The following is a 16,100-nucleotide window of genomic DNA, read 5'->3' as shown; positions in this document are numbered from 1 at the left end:
TTAATAAATGTTAAGCGCACCAGTGTAGCGGGGCCGCCGGGCGCCTGCTCGGCGGACGCTGCCGCGGGTCAGAGCGACTCGACCAGCATCTCCCGGTAGTCGTCTGGCGTGGCCAGGCGGGGATTGGTCTTGTGGCAGTGGTCGGCCAGGGCGCCCTTGATCACGTCGTCGAACACGGCGTCGGTCACGCCCATGGCCGCCAGGCCCGTGGGCAGGCCCAGGCGTGCGCTCATGTCGCGGATGGCATCGGGGATGTCGCTGGCGGAGGCCAGGCCCATGGCATGGGCCATGCGCTCCAGGCGGCGCTCCTTGCGCACCGATTCGGCCTGCGCGTTGAAGCGCACCACGGCGGGCAGGAACACGGCGTTCAGCGTGCCGTGGTGCAGGCGCGGGTTCAGCCCGCCCAGGCTGTGGCTCAGGGAATGCACGCAGCCCAGGCCCTTCTGGAAGGCCATGGCGCCCTGCATGCTGGCGCTCATCATGGCCAGGCGTGCGTCGCGGTCCTGGCCGTCGCGCGTGGCGGCCTCGATATGGTGCCAGCCGCGCTCCAGGCCATCCAGCGCAATACCGTCCGCCGGCGGGTTGAACGCGGCGGACATGAAGGTTTCCATGCAGTGCGCGATGGCGTCCATGCCCGTGGCGGCCGTCAGCAGGGGCGGCAGGCCCAGCGTGAGGCCGGGGTCGCAGATGGCGGCCTTGGGTACCAGGTGCCAGGAGTGAAAGCCCAGCTTGCGGTGGTCATCCACGATGATGATGGCGCCGCGCGCCACCTCGCTGCCCGTGCCGCTGGTGGTGGGCACGGCGATCAGCGGCGCGGCGCGCTCAGTGATGCGCGGCGAACCACCCTCGATGGTGGCGTAGTGCGTGAGCGGGCCGTCGTGCGTGGCGGCGATGGCGATGCCCTTGGCGCAGTCGATGGCGCTGCCACCGCCCACGGCGATCAGGCCGTCGCAGCCCTGGGCCTTGTAGAGTTGCACGGCCGCGCGCACGGCCGCCTCGGTGGGGTTGGAGGGCGTCTGGTCGAACACGGCGACGTTCAGGCCGGGCAGGGCGTCCAGCGCCTGCTGCAGCACGCCGGCGGCCTTCACGCCGGGGTCGGTGACCACCAGGGGGCAGGTGATGCCGATGCGCTCGCATTCTGCTTTGAGCAGGCGCACGGCGCCGAATTCGAACTGGATCTGGGTGACGTAGTAGATGAAAGCCATGGTGTGCGAAAGAGAGGGAGTGCCAGTAGGATCGCCCGACACACTACAACCAGGAGACACGCATGACCATGAAGCAAACCCTCATCGCCCTGGGCGCGGGGGTCGCCTTGGCGACCGGCCTGGGCGCCCAGGCCGAGTGCCTCAGCGACGCCGCGGTGGGAGCGATGGCCTCGCACTACGCCGCCAAGACCCCCGCGCCCAACTTCCCGGCACTGTCAGACGCCGACGGCGCCTGCACCCGCGCCAAGTTCAATGCGCTGCTGGGCGCCCGCCTGGGCAAGGTGGTGGGCTACAAGGCCGGCCTCACCAACCCCGCGGTGCAAAAGCGCTTCAACACCGACAAGCCGGTGTGGGGCAAACTGTACGAGGGCATGGTGCGCCCCGGCGGCAGCACCGTGCCCACCGCGTTTGGGGCGCGCCCGCTGTACGAGGCCGACCTGCTGGTACGCGTGAAGGATGCGGCCATCAACCACGCGCGTACGCCCGAGGAGGTGCTGCAGCACATCGACCAGGTGATCCCCTTCATCGAGCTGCCCGACCTGGTGGTGCAGGCGCCGCCCCAGCTCAACGGCGCCGGCGTGGGCGCGATCAACGTGGGCGCGCGCCTGGGTATCGCCGGGCAGCCTATCGCCGTGCCGGCGACGCGCGGCGAGCGCTATGCGCTGCTGGACGCGCTGGAGCGCATGACCGTGCAGCTCACGGACCATTCCGGCGCGCTGCTCGCCAGCGGCAAGGGCAGCGATATCCTCGGGCATCCGCTCAACGCCGTGGTCTGGCTGGCCCAGGCGCTGCAGCAGGAGGAGATCACGCTGCAGCCCGGCGACCTGGTGAGCCTGGGGTCGTTTTCTCCGCTGCTGCCCCCGCGCGCCGGCCTGAGCGTCACGGCAACCTATCTGGGCCTGCCCGGCGCGCAGCCGGTGCAGGTGCACTTCCAATAACCCAAGGACTTTTCCGTTGACGACGCCCGGTTCCGCTTCCCATGTGCCTTCCCCCCACCACGCGCGGCTCACGCCGCAGATGCGCAACGTCATCGACGGCATGGCGCGCGCCGGGCGCCCCCCACTGCACACCCTGAGCCCTGCACAGGCCCGCGCTGCCTATGAACTGGGTGCCGGGGTGCTGGAGCTGCCCAAGGCGGCCTTGCCGCGCGTGGAAGACCTGCGCATCCCCGCACGCGACGGCACCCCGTTGCCCGCGCGCCTGTATGCACCCACGGCCTCTGACGCGCAGGCGCTGCCGTTGCTGCTGTACCTGCACGGTGGCGGCTTCACCATCGGCAGCATTGCCACCCACGACGTGCTGTGCCGCGAGTTGGCGCGGCTGGCCGGCTGTATGGTGGTGTCGCTGGAATACCGGCTCGCGCCCGAGCATCCGTTCCCCACGGCCAGCGACGATGCGTGGGACGCGCTGGCCTGGCTGGCGCAGCACGCCACCACGCTGGGCGCCGACCCGTCGCGCCTGGCGGTGGGCGGCGACAGCGCAGGCGGCACGTTGGCCGCGGTGTGCGCTCTGCAGGCGCGCGATGCCGGGCTGCCCCTGGCGCTGCAGTTGCTCATCTACCCCGGCACCACGGCGCACCAGGACACGCCCTCGCACACCGAGTTCGCGCACGGCCTGGTGCTCGAACGCGCGGCCATTGGCTGGTTTTTCGACCAGTACATCCCCAGCCGCGCCGAGCGCGAGGACTGGCGCTTCGCCCCCTTGCTCGCGCCCGACGCCGAGGGCGTGGCGCCGGCCTGGATCGGTCTGGCCGAGTACGACCCGCTGGTGGACGAGGGCGTGGAGTACGCGGACAAGCTGCGTGCCGCGGGCGTGCCGGTGCAACTCGAGATCTACCGCGGCGTGACGCACGAATTCATCAAGATGGGTCGCGCCCTTCCCGAGGCGCGCCAGGCCCATGCCGATGCTGCCGCCGCGCTGCGCAGCGCCTTTCAACTCGACTGATCCCTTCGACGGAAACACGCCATGCAACGCTCTGACTTTCGCTGTTTTCACCGCCTGCGCGTGCGCTGGTCAGAGGTGGACATCCAGAAGATCGTCTTCAATGCCCACTACCTCACCTACGCTGATTGCGCCATGACCGAATACTGGCGCGCGCTGGCGTTGCCGTACGAAACCGGCATGCAGGCGCTGGGCGGCGAGGTGTACCTCAAGAAAGCCAGCGTCGAGTACCACGCCTCGGCCCGGCTCGACGACCTGCTGGACGTGGGCATGCGCCGCGCGCGCGTGGGCACCACGTCGCTGGTGTTCGAGGCCAGCATGTTCGCTGGCGATCGGCTGCTGGTGACCGTGGAACTGGTCTATGTGTTTGCCGACCCCGCTACGCAGACCAAGCGCGCGGTGCCGCCCGCGCTGCGCGCGATGATCGAGCACTACGAGGCCGGCGGCGAGATGGTGGAGCTGCGCGTGGGCGACTGGGCCACGCTGGGGCGCTACGCCACGGCGCTGCGCACGGCGGTGTTCGTGCAGGAGCAGGGGATTGCGCCCGAGATCGAGCTGGACGCGCTGGACGCCACTGCCGTGCACGCCGTCGCCTACAACCGCCTGGGTCTGCCCGTGGCGACGGGCCGACTGCTGCAGGATGCGCCGGGCGAGGCGCGCATTGGCCGTATGGCAGTGGACCGCGTGTTGCGCGGCCAGCGTTGGGGCCGCATGGTGCTGGACGCATTGGTGCAGGCGGCACGCGCGCGCGGCGACGCGCAGGTCACGCTGCATGCCCAGTGCAGCGCCGAGGCGTTCTACCGCCGCGCGGGCTTTGAGGCGGCAGGCCAACCGTATGAGGAGGCGGGCATTGCCCACATCACCATGCGGCGCAGTCTGCAGGGCTGATTGCTTCTTTATTGATAGCTGCTAACGCTTTTCAAATAAGCGCTAGCGCCTGTTTTTGCTTAAATGTCTTCCAGCAGCGCGTAGGGCAGCGGCAGCAGCGTGAGCGCCACGCCTTCCGCTGCGCCCACCTGCAGGGCACCGCTGGTGGCTGCGATCTGCAGCGACACCAGCGCATCCACGCCGCCGGCGGGTGCGGTCGCAACCTGCACCACCGTGCCCACGGGCTGTTCGGCGTCACCATCGGCAAACACTTCAGCACCCACGGCCACGGCCGAAGGGGCATGTGCCAGGTAAGTGCGCCGCTTGAGCGTGCCGCGGAACTGGCTGCGCGCCACGACCTCCTGGCCGGGGTAGCAGCCCTTCTTGAAGTTCACGCCGCCCACGGACTCATAGTTCAGCATCTGCGGCACGAAGGCCTCGACCACGGGTGCGGTCAGGGTGGCGATGCCGCTGCGCACCTCGCTCCACAGCCACAGCGCTTCGGTCAGGGCTGCGCCAGCGGGCGCGGCGCTGCCAGCGGGCGCTACCCACAGCGCGCGCGGCTGCCCTTCGGCGGGGTAGAGCTGCACCACGCTGGCATCCCCCACATCGGCCTTGGCCCAGGGCTCGCCAGCGGGTAGCACGGCGCGGGCGGCGTCGCCCAGCAGGCCGTACAGCGCAAAGTCGCCTGTGGCATCGGTCAGCTGGGCCTTGGCGCGCATCACGAACATCGACAGCCGCCTGAGGGCGGGCGCCAGCAGGTCGCGGGCGCAGACCAGCAGTACCTCGGCCTCGCTGCGCTTGAAGGCGATGAAGCTGGCCTGCATGCGGCCCTTGACGGTCAGGAACGCCGCCAGGCGGGCGTGGTGCAGATCCAGCAGCGCGAAGTCCTGCGTCAGCTGGCCGTGCAGGAACTTGGCGGCGTCTTCACCGGCCACGCGGATCACGCCAAGGTGGGACAGGGGGACTACGCCGTCCGCAGGCAGGGACGGGGGCACTGGCATGGAGTCGGTCATGGCTGAATTATGATGCCCGGCTTCTTTCATACAGGCTGCAGGGTTGTGCGTCGTTTCCTCGCATTGGTGTTGCTCATCGTGATCGCCGTGGGCGCTGTGGCCGCCTGGTGGCTGCAGGCGCCGTTGCCGGTGCGCGCGGACGTGCCCGCCGGCCAGCCGCTGGAGCTGGAGATCGAGCCTGGCACCACGCCACGCGGCGTGGCCCGCGCGGTGGTGCGGTCGGGCATGGCCACGGATGCGGACGTGCTGTTCCTGTGGTTCCGGCTGTCGGGCAAGGACCGCGAGATCAAGGCCGGCAACTACGAGATTCCCCAGGGCACCAGCCCCTACGCGCTGCTGCAGAAGCTGGTGCGCGGCGAGGAGGCATTGCGCGCCGTCACGCTGGTGGAAGGCTGGACCTTTCGCCAGGTACGCCAGGCGCTGGCGCGGGCCGAGCAGCTCAAGCCCGACAGCCAGGGCCTGAGCGACGCAGACATCATGGAGCGCCTGGGCCGCGCGGGCGTGCCGGCGGAGGGGCGCTTCTTTCCCGACACCTACACCTATGCCAAGGGCAGCAGCGACATTGCCGTGCTGCGTCGCGCGCTGCACGCCATGGACCGGCGTCTGGACGCGGCCTGGGCGCAGCGCGCGCCGGACACGCCGCTCCAATCGGCCGACCAGGCGCTGATCCTGGCGAGCATCGTCGAGAAGGAAACCGGCCGCGCCGAAGACCGCGCGCAGATCGCCGGCGTGTTCAGCAACCGCCTGCGCGTGGGCATGCTGCTGCAGACCGACCCCACGGTGATCTACGGCCTGGGTGAGAAGTTCGACGGCAACCTGCGCCGCCGTGACCTGACCGCCGACACCCCCTACAACACCTACACACGTGTGGGCCTGCCGCCCACGCCGATTGCCATGCCCGGCAAGGCCGCGCTGTTGGCCGCGGTGCAGCCCGCGCCCACCAAGGCGCTGTACTTCGTGGCGCGCGGCGACGGTTCCAGCCACTTCAGCAGCACGCTCCAAGACCACAACCGTGCGGTGAACCGCTACCAACGCGGCCAGAAATGACCAACGGCGCATTCATCACCTTCGAGGGCATCGACGGCGCGGGCAAGTCCTCGCACATCGACGCGCTGGCCCAGGCGCTGCGCGCTGCGGGGCATACCGTGACCCTGACGCGCGAGCCCGGCGGCACACCGCTGGCCGAGAAGCTGCGCGAGATGCTGCTGCACGACAGCATGGACGCGCTGACCGAAACGCTGCTGGTGTTCGCCGCGCGGCGCGACCATCTGCGCTGCGTGATCGAGCCGGCGCTGGCACGCGGCGAAGTGGTGTTGTGCGACCGGTTCACCGATGCCACCTTTGCCTACCAGGGCGCAGGGCGCGGCTTCGATCTGGAGGTGCTATCGTATATGGAGCGCCTTGCGCAGACTGGTGTTGGTCTGCAGCCTGATTTGATGCGAAACCCGGACCTCACGCTGTGGTTCGATGTGCCACCTGAGGTGGCCGCGCAGCGCCTGTCCGCCGCGCGCGCGCCCGACCGCTTCGAGTCGCAGCCTGTGGAATTCTTCACCCGCGTGGCGCGCGGCTATGCCGACCGCGCCGCGGGAGCGCCGCAGCGCTTTGCGCGCATCGACTCGTCGCAGCCGCGCGAGCAGGTTGCCGCGCAGCTGCGTGCCGTGGTGGCCGCACGCGGCTGGCTGGCGCAGACGCCATGAGTGCCACGGTCGCCCCCTGGATCGCCGCGCAGCGCCAGGCGCTGCTGGCCCAGCGCGGCCACGCGTGGCTGCTGCAGGGCCCGTCCGGCCTGGGCCAGTACACGCTGGCGCTGGAGCTGGTGCGCGCTTGGCTGTGCGATGCGCCCACCGCGCACGGCGCCTGCGGCCAGTGCGCCAGCTGCCATGGCATCGATGTGCATACGCATGCCGACCTGTGCGTGCTCATGCCCGAAACGCAGGCGCTGGCCCTGGGCTGGCCGCTGCCCGAGAAGGCGCAGGCCGAGATCGAGGACAAGAAGCGCAAGGCCAGCCGCGAGATCCGCGTCGAGGCCATGCGCGACGCGGTGGAGTTCGCCCAGCGCACCAGCGGGCGCGGCCGCGGAAAGGCCGTGCTGGTCTACCCGGCAGAGCAGATGAACCATGTGACGGCCAACGCGCTGCTCAAGACGCTGGAGGAGCCTCCGGGCGACGTGCGCTTTGTGCTGGCCACCGAGGCCGCGCACGAACTGCTACCCACCATCCGCAGCCGCTGCCTGGGGCACACCCTGCAGTGGCCCGATCCGGCCCAAAGCCAGCAATGGCTGGTAGAGCAGGGCGTGCCCACTGACGCGGCCGAGGCCCTGCTGCGCGCCGCCGGCGGCAGGCCTGACGACGCATTAGCCCTGGCGCGTGCGGGCCGCAGCCCGCAGACCTGGGCGCTGCTGCCCAAGGCCGTGGCGCGCGGCGACGTGTCGGCGCTGGCCGGGCTGGAACCCGCACAGGCCGTAGATGCCTTGCAAAAGCTCTGCCACGATCTGCTGGCACAACGCGTGGGTGCACAGCCGCGCTATTTCTCGCCCGCCGACTTGCCCGCGCCGCCCGGCGTGGGGCCGCTCACGCGCTGGTCGCGCGCCCTCGCCAAGGAGGCGCGCACGGCCGAGCACCCCTTCAACGCCGGCCTGATGCTGGAGTCGCTTGTGGCGCAGGCGCGCCACACACTAAACTCGCGCCATTGAAAGCCTTCTACGACCTATGAGCAGTCCCTCCACAGCGCCGCGTCCCAGCGTCATGCAGCTGAACATCAAGGAAAAGGCCGCGCTGTACGCGGCCTATATCCCGTTCTTCGAAGAGGGCGGCATCTTCGTGCCCACGGCGCGCGAATACAAGCTCGGCGATGATGTGTACGTGCTGCTCACGCTGCCCGACGACCCGCAGCGCTACCCCGTGGCCGGCCGCGTGGCCTGGGTGACACCCGCGCGCGCCGCGGGCAACCGCACGCAGGGCGTGGGCATCCAGTTTCCCAAGGACGAGAAGTCGCGCCAGCTCAAGCACAAGATCGAGGAAGTGCTGGGCACGGCCCTGGCGTCTGAACGGCCTACGCAGACCATCTAAGGGCAACCCTTCGCGGGCCCCGCAGGATGCCGACCGCGCCCGCCGGTCGGCATTTTTGCTTTTCGAGACCACCATGTTTGTTGATTCCCACTGCCACCTGAACTTTCCCGAACTCATCAGCCAGTTGCCGCAGATCCGCCAGGCCATGGCCGAGGCGCAGGTGGACCGCGCGCTGTGCATCTGCACCACGATGGAGGAGTTCTCCGCCGTGCACGCGCTGGCGACCGGCTATGACAACTTCTGGGCCACGGTCGGCGTGCACCCGGACAACGAAGGCGTGGCCGAGCCCTCCGTGCAGGACCTGCTGGAGCGCGCAGCACTGCCGCGCGTGGTGGCCATCGGGGAGACGGGGCTGGACTACTACGGCATGGACGACCGCAAGGGCGGCCGCAGCATCGCCGACCTGGAGTGGCAGCGCGAGCGCTTTCGCACGCATATCCGCGCTGCGCGCGCGGCGGCCAAGCCGCTGGTGATCCACACGCGCAGCGCTTCGCAGGACACCCTGGCCATCCTGCGCGAAGAGGGCGAGGGCGGCGCGGGCAACCGTGCGGGCGGCGTGTTCCACTGCTTCACCGAGACCGCCGAGGTGGCCCGCGCGGCGCTGGACCGGGGCTACTACATCTCGTTCTCGGGCATCGTCACATTCAAGAACGCGCAGGACCTGCGCGACGTGGCCGCCTTTGTACCCATGGACCGCCTGCTCATCGAGACCGACAGCCCGTATCTGGCGCCGGTGCCTTACCGGGGCAAGATCAACAACCCGTCTTATGTGCCCTACGTCGCCCAGCAGCTGGCACAGGTGAAAGGGCTGAGCGTCCAGCAGGTGGCCGAGGCAACCAGCCGTAACTTCGAGCAACTTTTCTTGAGCAAGGAGGCAGTATGAAGAGCCTGTTGCAGCGTCGCAGCGCCCTGGCGTGGCTCGCCGTGGCTGCCGCCGGCACCGCGGGGCTGGCGCATGCCGGCGCGTACGACGATTTCCTGCGTGCCATCGCGCGCGACGATGCCGCCACGGTGGCTTCGCTGCTGCGCCGCGGGTTTGACCCCAACGCGCGCGATCCCAAGGGCCAGCCCGCGCTGATCCTGGCCCTGCGCGAGGAAGCGCGGCAGGTGGCCGAGGTGCTGATCGCCGCCAAGGGGCTGAAGGTGGAGGAGCGCAATGCCAAGGACGAAAGCGCGCTGATGATGGCCGCGTTGCGCGGCAATCTGCCCGCTGCGCGCGGTCTGATCGCGCGCGAGGCGGACGTCAATAAGACCGGCTGGGCGCCGCTGCACTATGCCGCCGCGAGCACCACGGCCGATGCCGCCGCCATGGTGGCGCTGTTGCTGGAGCATCACGCCTACATCGACGCCGCATCGCCCAACGGCACCACGCCGCTGATGATGGCCGTGCGCTACGGCACGGCGGATGCGGCGCGCCTGCTGATCAGCGAGGGGGCCGACCCATCGCTGAAGAACCAACTGGGCCTGTCGGCCGTGGATTTCGCCATGCGCGCCGACCGGCAGGACATGGTGCAACTGGTGGCGGAGGCCGTACGCCGCCGCCAGCCGGACCGCGGGAAATGGTAGGCCCTTGGGCGCGTATGCTATGAATAACGGAGCTGCTGGCGCCTGTCAGCTGGCAGTTTCAGGCCAAAAGAGTGCTACATCGCTTACAGGGTAAGCGCAAGCAGCTATTGTTTTTGGTAGTCACGCGCCGCCATGTGCGCGCAGGCGCGCGTACAGGCCGCCCCGGGTCAGCAGCTCCGCGTGGGGGCCCTGCTCGACGATGCGCCCTTGCTCCATGACCACCACGCGGTCCGCGTGTTCGATGGTGGAGAGGCGGTGGGCAATTACCAGCGTGGTGCGCCCCTGCATGAGGCGCTGCAGGGCCTGCTGTACCAGGCGTTCGGACTCGGTATCCAGCGCCGAGGTGGCCTCGTCGAGGATGAGCACCGGAGCGTCGCGGTAGAGCGCCCGCGCGATGGCCAGCCGCTGCCGCTGTCCGCCCGACAGCTGCGTCGCGTTGTGCCCCACCACGGTGTGCATACCCTGCGGGAGGCTGGCTACGTATTCGGCGAGGTTCGCTGCGTCCAGACAGTGCTGCACACGTTGCTCGTCCACGGCAGCGCCCAGCGCCACGTTGGCGGCGATGCTGTCGTTGAACATCACCACGTCCTGGCTCACCATGGCGAATTGCGCGCGCAGGCTGGGCAACGCCCACTGGTCGGTCGCCACGCCATCCAGCAGCACCTGGCCGCTGCTGGGGCTGAGAAAGCGCGGCAGCAAGTTCACCAGCGTGGTCTTGCCGGCACCGGAGGGGCCGACGAACGCCACCACTTCGCCCGGGCGGATGTCCAGGCTCACGGCGTCCAGTGCGGGCGCCTGGTCGGGACGGAAGGACACGGTCACGTTGCGCAGGGCAATCGCCCCCTGGGCGCGCTGCGCGGTGTGCGTGCCGCCTGTCTCGGCCGGCGCCTCGTGCAGCAGGGCCAGGCCCCGTTCCAGCGCCGCCACGCCGCGCGTGATGGGGTTGGCGATGTCGGCCATGCGGCGGATGGGCGCTATCAACATCAGCATCGCCGCGATGAACGAGGCGAAACCGCCCACGGTCACGTCCTTGGCACCGTTGCCATGGCTTTGCCACAGGGCGATGCAGATCACGGTGGACAGCGCGCCCGCGGACAGCAACTGCGTGGTGGGCGTCATGGCGGCCGAGGCGATCGTGGATTTGATGGCCAGGCGGCGCAGGCGCTGGCTCAGCGTGTCAAAGCGCGCGGCCTGCTCGGCCTGGGCGCCGTGCAGGCGTACCACACGGTGGGCCAGTACGTTCTCTTCGACCACATAGGCCAGGTCGTCGGTGGCCTGCTGGCTGCTTTTAGTGATCTTGTACAGGCGCCGCGAGAGCGTCTTCATCACCCAGGCCACCCCCGGCACCAGCACCGCCACGATCAGCGTGAGTTGCCAGTTCAGGTAGATGAGATAACCCAGCAGGGCGACCAGCGTGAAACCGTCGCGCGATAGGCCCAGCAGCGCTTGGACCAGCGAGGTGAACCCGGTCTGCACCTCATACACCACGGTGTTGGACAGTGCGCTAGCCGACTGGCGATGGAAAAGCCCCATGTCCGCCGCCAGCAGTCGCTCGAACAGCGCCGTGCGCAGGCGCAGCATGCCCTCGTTGGCGATGCGCGTGAGGGCGTACTGCCCCGTGAACTGGGCCAGCCCACGCACCAGGAAGACGCCGATGATGGCCACGGGAACCATCCAGAGCTCCAGCGATCCTTCTGTAAAACCCTGGTCCAGCAATGGTTTGAGAAGCGCGGGAATCAATGGCTCGGTAGCGGCCGCGACGATCGTCGCCAATACCGCCATGGTCCATGCCAGCCGCTGGTGACCGAAGTACGGATGGAGCCTGCGCAACCGCTCCCACAGCGAAAGAGACTGCGGAGCTTGCTGCAAAGTGGTCTTTGGCGCGCTATGATTCGAATCTTGCATGAGGGGCGGATTCTACGTTTCGGCTATTGCAGACCGGCACAGTTTGTCACATGGCACGCTACGCTATGTGTAACATGCGAGGCTCTGTTTGCCGGCATTTGACGGTTATTCGATGGTTCCAATGACTATTGACCGCATCCCCAATACCCCTTCCTTCCGCACGGCTCTGCCGCACCTTTCGCGGCGCCACGCCGTTGCAGCCTTGGCTGCCAGTTCCTCCCTTTCAGCGCTTGCGCAGTTCCGTGTGGAAATCACGGGCGTAGGCCTGACGCAACTGCCCATTGCGATTGCACCGTTCCGTGGCGAACCGCAGTCGCCGCAGAAAATATCCGCCATCGTCCAGGCTGACCTGGAGCGCAGCGGGCGCTTTTTGGGCGTGGACGCGTCGGGTGTCGCGCTGGATGAATCATCCCGTCCCGATCTGTCCCTGTGGCGTCAGCGCAAGGCCGACGCACTCACCTCCGGCAGCATCACGCGCTTGGCCGACGGCCGTTTCGACGTGCGATTCCGCTTGTGGGACGTGGTCAAGGCGCAGGACCTGGGCGGGCAGAGCTTCGTGGTCACGCAGGCCGACCTGCGTCTGGTGGCGCACCGCATTGCCGACTTCGTCTACGAAAAACTCACGGGCGAGCGCGGTATCTTCTCCACCCGCATTGCGTATGTGACCAAAGCCGGCTCGCGCTACAGCCTTTGGGTGGCCGATGCGGACGGCGAGAACGCGCAGTCAGCACTTTCCAGTCCTGAGCCGATCATTTCTCCCGCATGGGCGCCCACCGGGACCCAGCTGGCTTACGTATCGTTCGAGTCGCGCAAGCCGGTGGTGTACGTGCATGACGTGGCCACAGGCCGCCGCCGTTTGATCGCCAATTTCCGTGGCTCCAACAGTGCCCCTGCTTGGTCGCCCGATGGCCGTACCTTGGCCGTGACCCTCAGCCGCGACGGGGGCTCGCAGCTCTACACCATCGACGCCAACGGCGGTGAGCCGCGCCGCTTGATGCAAAGCAGCGGCATCGACACGGAGCCCGTGTTCTCCAGCGACGGCCGCAGCATCTACTTCGTCAGCGACCGTGGAGGTTCGCCCCAGGTGTACCGCGTGGCAGCCAGCGGGGGAGGCGCGGAGCGCGTGACCTTCAACGGGTCCTACAACATTTCGCCCAGCATCAGTCCCGATGGTCAGTGGTTGGCCTACATTTCCCGCGTGGGCGGCGCCTATAAGCTGCACGTGATGGATTTGAAGTCGGGCAGCGTGACGGCGGTGACCGACACCTCCGCCGATGAGAATCCCAGCTTTGCTCCCAATAGCCGCCTGATCGTCTACGCCACGCAGCAGCAGGGTCGCGAAGCCCTGATGACCACCACGCTGGACGGCAAAATCAAAGCGCGTCTGGCGGGGCAGGGTGGGGATATCCGCGAGCCCGACTGGGGCCCGTTCCAGAACAAATAAGTTTCCGTTTTTCGAACAACTGCTCTTCAGGAGTCATTAATGAACCGTTTCCCCTTCAAGCGCGTGTCCCTGGCGCTTTCCATCGTCGCCCTCATGGCAGGTTGCAGCTCCGGCGTCAAACTGGATGATGTGCCGGTCGAAGACCGCGGCGCTACGTCCACCGCCCCGGGCGCCAACTCGGGCAGCACGGGCCAAAGCGGCGTGGCTCCTGTGGACCTGTCCCAGTCGGGCCGGGACGCTGCGGGTCCCGTTGGCGTGGCGCGCGTCATTTACTTCGACTTTGACAGCTTCATCGTCAAGCCTGAGTTCCAATCCGTGTTGGAGGCCCATGCTCGCTTCATGAAGGCGTCTTCCGCCCGCAAGGTCGTGCTGGAGGGCCATACCGATGAGCGCGGTGGCCGCGAGTACAATTTGGCGCTGGGCCAGAAGCGCGCGGAAGCCGTGCGCCGCTCGTTGGGGCTGCTGGGCGTGCAGGACGCGCAGGTGGAGGCGGTGAGCTTTGGCAAGGAAAAGCCGGCGGTGCAGGGCCACACGGAAGACGCGCACTCGCAAAACCGCCGCGTTGAGCTGTCGTACCGTTGATGCCGCGCATGTCTTTGCTCCTGCGCCCGCGGGCGCTGGGCGCGGCGGCGCTGGCCGCCGCTGCCTGCTGGTCGACCCCCAGCTATGCATTGTTCGAGGACAGCGAGGCGCGCCGTGCCATCCTTGAGATGCGCCAGCGTGTCGATGCATTGACGCAGGCCAGCCAGCGTGCGGGTGAACGGTCCGGCGATGAGGTCTCGCAACTACGGCGCAGCCTGCTCGACCTACAGATGCAAATCGAGGCATTACGCACCGAACAGGCGACACTGCGTGGTCAGAACGAGCAGTTATTGCGCGATGTCGCAGAGCTGCAGCGCCGCCAGAAGGACATGGCGCAGGGTGTCGATGAGCGTTTACGCCAGTTTGAGCCCGCGATGGTGACGCTGGACGGGCGCGAATTCCGGGCTGATCCTGCAGAGAAGCGTGATTTTGAGGCGGCCTTGGCGCTCTTCCGTGCAGGTAAGTTCGGTGAAGCCTCCAACGCTTTCAGCAGCTTCGTGCGCCAGTATCCACAGTCCGGTTATGTGCCGTCTGCCCGGTTTTGGCTGGGCAATGCACAGTACGCCACGCGTGATTACAAAGAGGCCATTAACAACTTCAAGGCTCTGTTGTCGGCGGCGCCAGACCATGCGCGCGCTCCCGAGGCGGCCCTCTCGATCGCCAATTGCCAGATCGAATTGAAAGATACGCGGGCTGCGCGCAAGACCCTGGAGGACTTGCTGCGCGTTTATCCGCAGTCGGAAGCAGCAGCCGCTGCGAAGGAACGACTGGCGCGCCTGAAGTGATCACACCCGTTGACGACACGCCAGACTTGGAGCGGCGCTTCGCAGGGCTGGGACGCCTGTTCGGGCAGGAGGGCGCCGCACGCATCCGGAGCGCGCATGTTGCTGTGGTCGGAATTGGCGGCGTGGGTTCTTGGACAGCAGAGGCACTCGCGCGCAGCGGCGTCGGAGCGCTCACGCTGATTGACTTGGACCATGTAGCCGAGTCGAACGTCAACCGGCAAATTCACGCTCTGACCACGACCATAGGCCAAGCCAAGGTACGCGCCATGGCCGAACGCATTGCCCTGATCAATCCGGCATGTCGGGTGAACTGCGTTGAAGAGTTCGTGGATGTACAGAACTGGCCCACTCTGTTGCCATCTTCGGTGGATGCATTGGTGGATGCATGCGACCAGGTAAACGCCAAGGCCGTAATGGCAGCTTGGGCCGTCTCCACACGGCTGCCTTTCGTCACGGTAGGTGCTGCCGGGGGCAAGCGTCACGCATATAAAGTCGAGGTAGAAGATTTGGCGTTTACCACGCACGATCCTCTACTGGCCCAGCTGCGCTATCGCTTGCGCAGGAACCACGGCGCGGCCCGAGAAGGCCGCAAAATCGGCGTCACCTGCGTCTATAGCAAGGAAGCGGTATCAAAGCCACACGCGTCTTGCGGCGTCGGTGAAGGCGACGGATCCCTGAATTGCCATGGTTATGGCTCATCGGTCGCCGTCACGGCCACATTTGGTCACTGTGCAGCGGGATGGATTCTCGACAAGTTGGCGGAAAGGTCGAAGACCTAAAAACCACGCTATAATCTTTAGCTTTGCTACCGAGAGGTGGCAAAGGTTGGGACGTTAGCTCAGTTGGTAGAGCAGCGGACTTTTAATCCGTTGGTCACAAGTTCGAATCTTGTACGTCCTACCACCAACACCGCGTAAATGCTGGAAAGCCTGCTATCAGTACGGTAGCAGGCTTTTTCATTTTCCGAGCCGGTGACAGTATGGTGACAGTTTCCGACGTGGTGACAGTCAGGCCCGGCACATCAGCACCAGCTCGCGGTTCTCCGAGCGCACGTCGATCACGCTCACGATGTTGTAGGTCTTGCCATCGTGGATCACGCGATCCTGCGCCGTCATCCAAGGGCGAAAGCGCATCCTTATCCGCGTCGTCACCTCAGACTGCAACGCCTGCGCCGCGATGTACTCCCGGCCCACCAGCGGCTCTACAGCGGCCCAGCAGGTGAACAGGGGGGCCCAGCTCTCGATAGGGGTTCCCCAGTCGTCCACTGTGCTGGTGAACCGCTCCACCGTCACGCGCTGCGTCAGATCCCCGGCCTTCATGCGTACACCCGGTACGGTGCCAGCAGGCGTTCAAACGTGGGGTTCTTGGACAGCGGGCGCTCCACCAGGGCTTCCCTGTTGGCGTACAGGTCGCCCACCAGCAGCAGCGCGGCGGCCTTCACCGGAGCGGGTGCGGTGGCGTCCAATGGCTCGGTGGCGTTGATGTAGTCGCCTACCGATGCCGTGGCGGCGTCGATCATGGATTGCAGCAGCGTATCTTCGTCGCCGTGGTCGATGCGGCAGTGCAGTTTCACTTCGGACAGGGTCAGCATTTGATTTCTTTCAAATGGTTGGAATAGGTGCCCCGGACAAGCATCACGCAGGGCCGGGGCGGGGTGCCAGCCGCGCATGGCAGAAAGGTCATGCCGCTGGCGTTCGGAGTTTTCTGAAACGCGGCACTGC

At 67.3% G+C, this 16,100-nt stretch carries 18 protein-coding genes and 1 tRNA gene; 14 read left to right on the top strand and 5 right to left on the bottom strand.

Annotated features, from left to right (window positions below):
- Positions 1-68: 68 nt before the first annotated feature.
- Positions 69-1,205: an iron-containing alcohol dehydrogenase gene (locus AC1PPL_RS10470; RefSeq protein ID WP_479973232.1), complete on the bottom strand. Its 1,137-nt coding sequence runs from the start codon at positions 1,203-1,205 to the stop codon at positions 69-71.
- Between the two features lie 62 nt (positions 1,206-1,267).
- On the opposite strand from AC1PPL_RS10470, the gene AC1PPL_RS10465 reads away from it, so the two are divergent.
- The 3 genes from AC1PPL_RS10465 to AC1PPL_RS10455 all read left to right on the top strand — a co-directional run bounded on the left by AC1PPL_RS10465 (position 1,268) and on the right by AC1PPL_RS10455 (position 4,034).
- Positions 1,268-2,143, top strand: a complete 876-nt coding sequence (locus AC1PPL_RS10465; protein ID WP_479973231.1) for a 2-keto-4-pentenoate hydratase — start codon at positions 1,268-1,270, stop codon at positions 2,141-2,143.
- A 79-nt stretch (positions 2,144-2,222) separates the two neighbouring features.
- Entirely contained in the window at positions 2,223-3,149 is a 927-nt protein-coding gene (locus tag AC1PPL_RS10460; protein WP_172209278.1) for an alpha/beta hydrolase, read from the top strand.
- A 21-nt stretch (positions 3,150-3,170) separates the two neighbouring features.
- Positions 3,171-4,034, top strand: coding sequence for a YbgC/FadM family acyl-CoA thioesterase (locus tag AC1PPL_RS10455; RefSeq protein ID WP_479973230.1), 864 nt, complete (start codon positions 3,171-3,173; stop codon positions 4,032-4,034).
- 59 nt (positions 4,035-4,093) lie between these two features.
- Here AC1PPL_RS10455 and ygfZ read toward each other — a convergent pair whose 3' ends face one another.
- On the bottom strand, positions 4,094-5,029 hold the full coding sequence (gene ygfZ, locus AC1PPL_RS10450) for a CAF17-like 4Fe-4S cluster assembly/insertion protein YgfZ (protein ID WP_479973229.1): 936 nt from the start codon (positions 5,027-5,029) through the stop codon (positions 4,094-4,096).
- 45 nt (positions 5,030-5,074) lie between these two features.
- Between ygfZ and mltG the strand changes: the two genes are divergently transcribed.
- The 6 genes from mltG (at position 5,075) to AC1PPL_RS10420 (ending at position 9,663) form a co-directional block, all read left to right on the top strand.
- The gene (gene mltG, locus AC1PPL_RS10445) at positions 5,075-6,076 is read left to right on the top strand and encodes an endolytic transglycosylase MltG (protein WP_287802485.1); all 1,002 of its coding nucleotides are present in this window, start codon (positions 5,075-5,077) and stop codon (positions 6,074-6,076) included.
- The gene (gene tmk, locus AC1PPL_RS10440; protein ID WP_015913484.1) at positions 6,073-6,726 is read left to right on the top strand and encodes a dTMP kinase; all 654 of its coding nucleotides are present in this window, start codon (positions 6,073-6,075) and stop codon (positions 6,724-6,726) included. The genes mltG and tmk overlap by 4 nt, the downstream gene beginning before the upstream one ends.
- Positions 6,723-7,721: a DNA polymerase III subunit delta' gene (locus tag AC1PPL_RS10435; protein WP_479973228.1), complete on the top strand. Its 999-nt coding sequence runs from the start codon at positions 6,723-6,725 to the stop codon at positions 7,719-7,721. Before tmk ends, AC1PPL_RS10435 begins: the two co-directional genes overlap by 4 nt.
- Before the next feature lie 16 nt (positions 7,722-7,737).
- The gene (locus tag AC1PPL_RS10430) at positions 7,738-8,097 is read left to right on the top strand and encodes a PilZ domain-containing protein (RefSeq protein ID WP_088886564.1); all 360 of its coding nucleotides are present in this window, start codon (positions 7,738-7,740) and stop codon (positions 8,095-8,097) included.
- A gap of 73 nt (positions 8,098-8,170) precedes the next feature.
- Positions 8,171-8,980, top strand: a complete 810-nt coding sequence (locus AC1PPL_RS10425) for a TatD family hydrolase (RefSeq protein WP_479973227.1) — start codon at positions 8,171-8,173, stop codon at positions 8,978-8,980.
- Entirely contained in the window at positions 8,977-9,663 is a 687-nt protein-coding gene (locus tag AC1PPL_RS10420) for an ankyrin repeat domain-containing protein (protein WP_270175382.1), read from the top strand. Before AC1PPL_RS10425 ends, AC1PPL_RS10420 begins: the two co-directional genes overlap by 4 nt.
- A gap of 120 nt (positions 9,664-9,783) precedes the next feature.
- On the opposite strand, the gene msbA is transcribed toward AC1PPL_RS10420, so the two are convergent.
- Positions 9,784-11,568, bottom strand: a complete 1,785-nt coding sequence (msbA, locus tag AC1PPL_RS10415) for a lipid A export permease/ATP-binding protein MsbA (RefSeq protein ID WP_479973226.1) — start codon at positions 11,566-11,568, stop codon at positions 9,784-9,786.
- A gap of 121 nt (positions 11,569-11,689) precedes the next feature.
- Here msbA and tolB point away from each other — a divergent pair, with 121 nt between their 5' ends.
- The 5 genes from tolB to AC1PPL_RS10390 all read left to right on the top strand — a co-directional run bounded on the left by tolB (position 11,690) and on the right by AC1PPL_RS10390 (position 15,282).
- The gene (gene tolB, locus AC1PPL_RS10410; protein WP_252102523.1) at positions 11,690-13,012 is read left to right on the top strand and encodes a Tol-Pal system beta propeller repeat protein TolB; all 1,323 of its coding nucleotides are present in this window, start codon (positions 11,690-11,692) and stop codon (positions 13,010-13,012) included.
- Positions 13,013-13,051: 39 nt separating this feature from the next.
- Positions 13,052-13,594 carry a peptidoglycan-associated lipoprotein Pal gene (gene pal / locus AC1PPL_RS10405; RefSeq protein WP_011804994.1) on the top strand — a complete coding sequence of 181 codons (543 nt, stop codon included), beginning with the start codon at positions 13,052-13,054 and terminating at the stop codon, positions 13,592-13,594.
- Positions 13,594-14,379 (top strand): tol-pal system protein YbgF, encoded by a 786-nt coding sequence (gene ybgF, locus AC1PPL_RS10400; protein WP_479973225.1) that lies wholly within the window; start codon positions 13,594-13,596, stop codon positions 14,377-14,379. The genes pal and ybgF overlap by 1 nt, the downstream gene beginning before the upstream one ends.
- Positions 14,376-15,158, top strand: a complete 783-nt coding sequence (locus tag AC1PPL_RS10395) for a tRNA threonylcarbamoyladenosine dehydratase (RefSeq protein ID WP_479973224.1) — start codon at positions 14,376-14,378, stop codon at positions 15,156-15,158. Before ybgF ends, AC1PPL_RS10395 begins: the two co-directional genes overlap by 4 nt.
- A 48-nt stretch (positions 15,159-15,206) precedes the next feature.
- A tRNA-Lys gene (locus AC1PPL_RS10390) sits at positions 15,207-15,282 on the top strand.
- 104 nt (positions 15,283-15,386) lie between these two features.
- Here the strand turns inward: AC1PPL_RS10390 and AC1PPL_RS10385 are convergent.
- Together AC1PPL_RS10385 and AC1PPL_RS10380 are read right to left on the bottom strand one after the other, a co-directional pair.
- Positions 15,387-15,698, bottom strand: a complete 312-nt coding sequence (locus tag AC1PPL_RS10385; RefSeq protein WP_479973223.1) for a phage head closure protein — start codon at positions 15,696-15,698, stop codon at positions 15,387-15,389.
- Positions 15,695-15,970 carry a head-tail connector protein gene (locus AC1PPL_RS10380; RefSeq protein WP_479973222.1) on the bottom strand — a complete coding sequence of 92 codons (276 nt, stop codon included), beginning with the start codon at positions 15,968-15,970 and terminating at the stop codon, positions 15,695-15,697. The genes AC1PPL_RS10385 and AC1PPL_RS10380 overlap by 4 nt, the downstream gene beginning before the upstream one ends.
- Between the last annotated feature and the right edge of the window lie 130 nt (positions 15,971-16,100).

It is taken from the genome of Diaphorobacter sp. B2A2W2, from assembly GCF_056730635.1.
Note: the sequence above shows the minus strand (reverse complement) of the source record. Positions and strands in the feature narration are given on the sequence as shown.